This is a genomic window from Streptomyces sp. NPDC041796, from assembly GCF_055590785.1.
In genome coordinates, this window is record NZ_JBVJAH010000011.1 from 226,273 (window position 1) to 232,491 (window position 6,219).

Sequence of the window (6,219 nt, forward strand, 5' to 3'; positions counted from 1 at the left end):
CGCTGTAAGGCCCAGCGCCAGAGTGGAGCCGAGCACAGTCCGTCGAATCGCTTGCCTGACTGCCGAGCGGGCCTTACTCAAGGCTCACCTTTCCGTAGTCGCCGACGATGATGCGGGCCTGATTCTTGAGGCTGGTCGACGGAGTGTTGTTCTCATCGACCCTCCAGTAGTCGCTGTGGTCCTCGGCATCCGTCTTCATGATGTTGGCCCCGAACTCGGGATCGGTCGGGACGACTCCATGGTCACCGAGGCCCACCAGCGAACCGGCGAGAGGCACCTGGTCCTTGGACACCGGGGCGGCCATCGCCCACATGTGGCCACGCTCGACTCCCAGGTCGGCCGCGTGGTCCGCCTGCATGCCGGGGCTACCCACCGCGATGATGTCGTCCGCCTTCAGGGGGCCGTCGAAGAAGCCCGGGGAGTAGGACTTCACGGCGTCACCGATGAGCGTGGTGCCGTAGCTGTGGCCCATGAGCGTGGTGTGCCCCTTGTCACCGCTGGCGGCGAGGTGCGCTTCGCGGTTTCCGTCCAGGAACGCACGCAGGTTGGGACCACCTTCCGCCGCCTGGTCGTCGTACATGGCCTCGGGCAGCAGTCCACCCCCATCCGTGTAGGGCATCGCCGAGAGCGGGGCGTCGTAGTCGAACCAGGTGATGGTGGAGACCGTCGCCCCGGCGGCCATCTTGTTGCTCTGCTTCCACAGCTCTTCGCTACGGTTGAGATCGCCTTCGATGGTGGGCAGGTTTGTACCCGTACCGGGGACGTAGACGGCCGTGTGATCCGCCGTATCCGGATTGCCATTGGCGAGGATGACCTTCCCCTTGCCCATGCCCTCCGGGTCGAAGCCGAGCAGGTACGCCTCGGGAAGTCCGTCCTTACCGGTGGCGTCGAAGCGGCTTTGAATGGCGCCCATGCCGTCCACGAGGCCCTGGAGGCGCTCCCTCTCCTCGTTCCACTTCTTCCACTCGTCGGTCTCCCGCTCCCCGATCGGGTCACCACGCAGGGTGTACTTCATCTCCAAGCGCTTGGGCTCGCCGGACAGATGCTTCTGGAGCGCGATGGCCGCACTGCTGTGCTCGTCCCGCAGCACCGCGCGGTTGGCCTCGTCGCGCACCGTGGCGGGGAGCCCGTCCATCGCGCCGACCGCTGCGGAGTTCAATGAGAGGTGGGTCTCCTGTTCCTCCGGGGACAGGCCTTTCCACCATTCCGCGTTTTCCGCGGCGGTCCCGTCCTTGGGGGGTGGAGTGATGCTCTTCAAGTAGTCCTCGGCGGCCGACCGGACGCCGCCCGTGTCCACGGTGACGTCGGCCCAGTCGTCCTTCGAGACCTTGAGGTCGTCGTCGGCCTTCAGCGCTCGCAGTTTCGGCGCCCACTTCGCATCGGTGTCCGTCGCGTCGGAGACAGCCTGGGCGATACGGTTCGCGAACTCGACCGCCCTGCCGAAGTTCGGATTGGGATGGATGTTGGCCGCCTGGCGCTCCAGGGCACTCGCCAGATCGTTCGCGTCCCCCGCAGGGTCGATCGGCGCGCCGGTCGCGGCCCCCTTCGCACTGCCGGTGACCGTACCGCCTTCCGGGACCTTGCCGTCGACCTTGTCCCCACCGGCGGGATACTGCACCGCCCCGTTCGCGAGGACGGTGAAGCCGGCGGCCTCCGCGTCCGCCACCGCGGCGTCCAGGGCCTTCTTGTGCACGGTCAAGTCCGCCGCGAGCGCGTTGAGCGCCGTGCTGATCAGACCGCACTCGATTTGCGTGTAGTGGAAGTTGGTGGCCAGTTCCTTGAGCTCTCGAGCGGCGGCGTCCGAGGCCTCGCTGTCGAGGTCCTTGCGCATACCGGCGCTGATCTCGTTTTCGATGCGGTCCTTGGCCTGACTGGCCATGCTGCTGGCGGCGCGGTAACCGTCCGCGGCATCCTCGAACTCGGAGACCTTCAGAGCCTTGAGCGTTGTGTAATCCACGCCTGGATCACCGCTCCCGGCTCTGGCCGCCGACGGCGGGAGTGTCCTCGTACTTCTTGCCCAGCTTCATGAACTCGTCCTCGACGGCCCCGTCCGTCTTGAGCTGCTCGTTGCCGGCCTTCTCCATCAGGCCCTGGATGGCGCCGCACCTGCCGCTGACGTTCTCGATGTACTTGTTCCACGATGTGTGCAACTCGCGTTGGGCGGCTGCGCTCTGCAGCGCTCCACTGCCGGAGGATCCCGCACCGAGCCCCTGCTGCGCGTCGCTCAGCTTCGTCAAGGCTTCCTTGATGCTGCCCCGCAGGGACCCAACGCCAATACCCGCCTTCGTCCAGGCCGCTTTGCTCACCCTCAGCCCACCGCTCGAACCCTGCCAGCCGTCGCTGTCCGCACTGGCCAGGTTCATTCGCGCCGCGGCTTCCTGCTTGATGTGCGACCATTCGTCCGCGAAACTCACCCCGTACCTCCCCCTTTGCGCCTTCCGTTCCGCGAGGATCCGCGAAACTCCGTTGACGCAGACCTCAGTTCAGCGATGTCTTTCTATCAGTTGCGTTCGCAAGCTCAGGTCGCCCCCAGCCCTGAGGTTCCGGCACCGACGGCATCTCCGCGTCATCCCCGCAATCCGTTCGCATCGCCCAGAACTCGTCAGTAATCTCCGGCGCATGTACTCACCGACCCCCGCTGACTGGCGCGAGGCGAACCGGTCCCGCTGGGACGAACGCGTGCCGATCCACGTCGCCAGTGACTACTACGACCTGGACGCCTTCCGGGCCGGCAAGGACGTCCTGCGGGACTTCGAGGTGGCGGAGGTCGGTGACGTCACCGGCCGGTCACTGCTGCACCTGCAGTGCCACATAGGACTGGACACCCTGTCCTGGGCCCGGCGAGGCGCCTCGCGGGTGGTGGGCCTGGACTTTTCCGAGCCCGCCGTCGACGTCGCACGGTCCCTCACCGCCGACCTCGGTCTCACCCCCGACAGGGCCGCCTTCGTGGCCGCCGACGTGTACGACGCGCCCGAGGCGGTGCCCGACACCGCGTACGACATCGTCTACACGGGCTGCGGCGCCCTCAACTGGCTGCCCGACGTGACCCGCTGGGCCGAGACCGCCGCCTCACTCGTCGCACCCGGCGGGTTCCTGTACCTCGCGGAGTTCCATCCGCTGACCGACATCCTGGACGACGAGACCGGTTCGCAGCTCGTCCACGACTACTTCGCCCGCGACGCGTGGCTGGAGGAGTCCCCGGGTACGTACGCCGACTTCGGCGCCCCCACCGTCCACAACCGCAGTGTCGAGTGGCAGCACCCGGTGGGTGACGTCGTCTCCGCCCTCGCCTCGGCCGGCCTGCGCATCGAGTTCCTGCACGAGCACGACGTCTCCCTGTTCGCCCGCTTCAAGGCCCTCTCCCGCCACGAGGACGGCTACTACCGCTTCCCGCCGGACCGCGGCCGCATCCCGCTGATGTACTCGCTGAAGGCCACCAAGTCCTAATGCCTCTTGGGCACAGGTGTCGTGTCCTCGGAGCACAGCGCCCAGATGACGAAGATGGCGATGGCGATCGACACGATGGCCCACACCGGCTGGTACGGCAGCCAGATGAAGTTCGCGATCACGGCGAGCGCGGCCAGCGCCACCCCGCTCGCCTTCGCCCACTCCGCCCCGCTGAGGATCCCCGCCCCGACGGCGGCGACCAGCAGCCCGAGCACCAGATGGATCCAGCCCCACGCACTGACGTTGAACTCGAAGACGTACTCTCCGACACGCCCGTAGACGTCGTCCTCGGCGATGCCCGCGATGCCCTGGAGCATCCCGAGGACGCCCTCCACCATCATCAGCACACCGGCGAACATCACCCCGCCGGACGCCCACCCACCCCCGCCCCGGGGCTCCTCGTGAGACGTGTGATGGGCGTACGCGTGCGGAACCGGGCCACTCGGCCCCTCGGACGGGTTGCTCATTCCCCGAGCGTGTCCCGTCCCCTTCCCCCCGGCGACAGGGGCGCAGCCGTCCGGGTGACGCAGCCGGACCCTCACCCTGACCGCCGCCGGGCCGGCTCCCGAGGTCCCCGGAACCACCCAGGGCCCGACCCGTTCTCGCGGGATCGCCGGCCGCGCGGTCCGCCAGGCGCGTTCGCCCGTCGACGGCCGCTTCCTTCCGGACCGGTCGGTCAGAGGGTGGTCCAACAAAAGGCTTCGGATCATGGATCCTGCCTCGACGCCGCCGAAGCCGGCGCTCCACAGGAGACCCCGGCCAAGATCCTCTCCTGCGCGATCTCCAGGAACCACTCAGGGGCCCGACCCGCTCTCGCGGATCAGGCCCCTGACCTGGTGTTTCAGCTGTCGGGGTGGCGGGATTTGAACCCACGACCTCTTCGTCCCGAACGAAGCGCGCTGCCAAGCTGCGCTACACCCCGATGTCACCGTGTGTCCCGGCGACGTCGTTTACTTTAGCCCACCCGCGCCCTGAGGCGAAATCCGGTTTTCGCGGGCGTGGACCGGGGGCCTGATCCGGTCCAGTGGGCCGCCCAGCCGGGGGTCGACGTCCCCGGCGCCGCCGGCGCGATCAAGGTGGGAAGCGGCGGAGAGGCCCGCCGTGCGGGCGTATGGGAGTGTATGGGGTAAAAACGGGGCATTTGCCCCATGGCGGGGGGTGATCAGTCCCGAGGGGTCAGGGTGAGCAGCGTGGCCTCCGGCGGGCAGGCGAAGCGGACGGGGGTGTAGCGGTTGGTGCCGCAGCCTGCCGAGACGTGGAGGTAGGCGGTGTTGCCGCCGGCGCGGTGGGTGGAGAGGCCCTTGACGCGGTCGGTGTCGAGGTCGCAGTTGGTGACCAGTGCCCCGTAGAAGGGGATGCACAGCTGCCCGCCGTGCGTGTGGCCCGCCAGGATCAGGGGGTAGCCGTCGGCGGTGAACGCGTCCAGGGAGCGCAGGTACGGGGCGTGGACGACGGCCAGCGACAGGTCGGCGTCCGGCTCGGGGCCGCCGGCGACCTTCTCGTACCGGTCACGCTTGATGTGCGGGTCGTCCAGGCCGGTGAACGCCAGCTCCAGGCCCTCCAGCTTGAGGCGGCCGCGCGTGTTGGTGAGGTTCACCCAGCCCGCTGTGTCGAAGCTGTCGCGGATCTCCTCCCACGGGTTGTGCACGGCTCCGACCGCCGGTGCGTTGCCGTTCAGGCCGTGCCGTCCCTGGGCCTTCTCGATCAGGTACCGGGCCGGGTTGCGGAGCTTGGGGCCGTAGTAGTCGTTGGAGCCGAAGACGTACACGCCGGGGAAGTCGAGCAGGGGGCCGAGCGCGTCGAGGAGCTCCGGTACGCCATTCGGGTCGGAGAGGTTGTCACCGGTGTTCACCACGAAGTCCGGCCGGAGCCCCGCCAGCGACTGGAGCCACGCCCGCTTCTTGCGCTGACCGCTCACCATGTGGATGTCCGAGACCTGAAGCATCCGCAACGGCCGCGTGCCGCGCGGCAGTACGGGAACGGTGATCCGGCGCAGCCGGAAGGAGCGGGCCTCGAACCCGGCGGCGTAGGCCAGACCGGCCGCGCCGGCCGCTGCGATTCCTGCGGTGACTTTCAGGGGAACTCCGTATCGCGCGTGCATACGGACATCGTCCCAGAACGGCGAGGGCGCGGGAAATGCGCGGGCGTGCAGGTCATCGCACCTGCCACACTTGTGCGCATGACCACGCTCAAGTCCAAGCTGCAGGAAGACCTCAACGCCGCGATCAAGGAGCGCGACGAGCTGCGCTCCTCGACGCTCCGGCTGACCCTCGCCGCCATCACCAAGGAGGAGGTCGCGGGCAAGGAGAAGCGCGAGCTCTCCGACGACGAGGTGCAGAAGGTGATCGCCAAGGAGGCGAAGAAGCGCCGCGAGGCGGCCGAGGCCTTCGGGCAGGGCGGCCGTGCCGAGCAGGCCGCGCGTGAGCGGGCCGAGGGCGTGATTCTCGACGCGTACCTGCCGCAGCAGCTCAGCGACGACGAGCTGAAGCAGATCGTCGCCCAGGCGGTCGACGAGGCCAAGGCCGCCGGCGCCGAGGGCCCGCGCGCCATGGGCGCCGTGATGAAGATCGTCAACCCGAAGGTCGCCGGCCGCGCCGAGGGCGGGCGCGTCGCCGCGGTCGTCAAGCAGCTGCTGGCCGGCTAGCCCGCAGGTTCGTACGGGCCGACGCAGTGAAGAGGGGGGGGGGGGAGGGGGGGGGGGGGGGGGGGGGGGGGGGGGGGGGGGGGGTGGGGGGGGGGGTGGGGGGGGGGTGGGGGGGGGGGGGGGTCACG

At 69.0% G+C, this 6,219-nt stretch carries 6 protein-coding genes and 1 tRNA gene; 2 read left to right on the forward strand and 5 right to left on the reverse strand.

Features of this window, described 5'->3' with window-relative positions; all coding sequences use genetic code 11:
* Window positions 1–73 precede the first annotated feature (73 nt).
* Together ACZ6C1_RS23675 and ACZ6C1_RS23680 are read right to left on the reverse strand one after the other, a co-directional pair.
* Complete coding sequence (locus ACZ6C1_RS23675; RefSeq protein WP_469243134.1) at window positions 74–1,957, reverse strand: alpha/beta hydrolase; 1,884 nt, start codon at window positions 1,955–1,957, stop codon at window positions 74–76.
* Between the two features lie 7 nt (window positions 1,958–1,964).
* Complete coding sequence (locus ACZ6C1_RS23680) at window positions 1,965–2,414, reverse strand: hypothetical protein (RefSeq protein ID WP_469243132.1); 450 nt, start codon at window positions 2,412–2,414, stop codon at window positions 1,965–1,967.
* Window positions 2,415–2,619: 205 nt separating this feature from the next.
* Between ACZ6C1_RS23680 and ACZ6C1_RS23685 the strand changes: the two genes are divergently transcribed.
* A complete protein-coding gene (locus ACZ6C1_RS23685; RefSeq protein WP_469243130.1) occupies window positions 2,620–3,447 on the forward strand; it encodes a class I SAM-dependent methyltransferase in 828 nt (275 codons plus the stop codon).
* Here the strand turns inward: ACZ6C1_RS23685 and ACZ6C1_RS23690 are convergent.
* From ACZ6C1_RS23690 to ACZ6C1_RS23700, 3 genes are all read right to left on the reverse strand, one after another.
* Window positions 3,444–3,914 (reverse strand): DUF7144 family membrane protein, encoded by a 471-nt coding sequence (locus ACZ6C1_RS23690; protein ID WP_469243128.1) that lies wholly within the window; start codon window positions 3,912–3,914, stop codon window positions 3,444–3,446. The two genes, ACZ6C1_RS23685 and ACZ6C1_RS23690, sit on opposite strands and share 4 nt — an antisense overlap.
* A gap of 381 nt (window positions 3,915–4,295) precedes the next feature.
* A tRNA-Pro gene (locus ACZ6C1_RS23695) sits at window positions 4,296–4,369 on the reverse strand.
* Window positions 4,370–4,609: 240 nt separating this feature from the next.
* Complete coding sequence (locus tag ACZ6C1_RS23700) at window positions 4,610–5,548, reverse strand: metallophosphoesterase (RefSeq protein ID WP_469243126.1); 939 nt, start codon at window positions 5,546–5,548, stop codon at window positions 4,610–4,612.
* A 78-nt stretch (window positions 5,549–5,626) separates the two neighbouring features.
* Here ACZ6C1_RS23700 and ACZ6C1_RS23705 point away from each other — a divergent pair, with 78 nt between their 5' ends.
* On the forward strand, window positions 5,627–6,091 hold the full coding sequence (locus tag ACZ6C1_RS23705; protein WP_469243191.1) for a GatB/YqeY domain-containing protein: 465 nt from the start codon (window positions 5,627–5,629) through the stop codon (window positions 6,089–6,091).
* The last annotated feature ends 128 nt before the right edge of the window (window positions 6,092–6,219 follow it).

What these genes read in the sequence shown, in the direction of transcription:
- ACZ6C1_RS23685 (WP_469243130.1), top strand. Translation starts at nt 2,620, where the DNA reads ATGTACTCACCGACCCCCGCTGACTGGCGCGAGGCGAACCGGTCCCGC.
- ACZ6C1_RS23690 (WP_469243128.1), bottom strand. Translation starts at nt 3,914, where the DNA reads ATGAGCAACCCGTCCGAGGGGCCGAGTGGCCCGGTTCCGCACGCGTAC.
- ACZ6C1_RS23700 (WP_469243126.1), bottom strand. Translation starts at nt 5,548, where the DNA reads ATGCACGCGCGATACGGAGTTCCCCTGAAAGTCACCGCAGGAATCGCA.
- ACZ6C1_RS23705 (WP_469243191.1), top strand. Translation starts at nt 5,627, where the DNA reads ATGACCACGCTCAAGTCCAAGCTGCAGGAAGACCTCAACGCCGCGATC.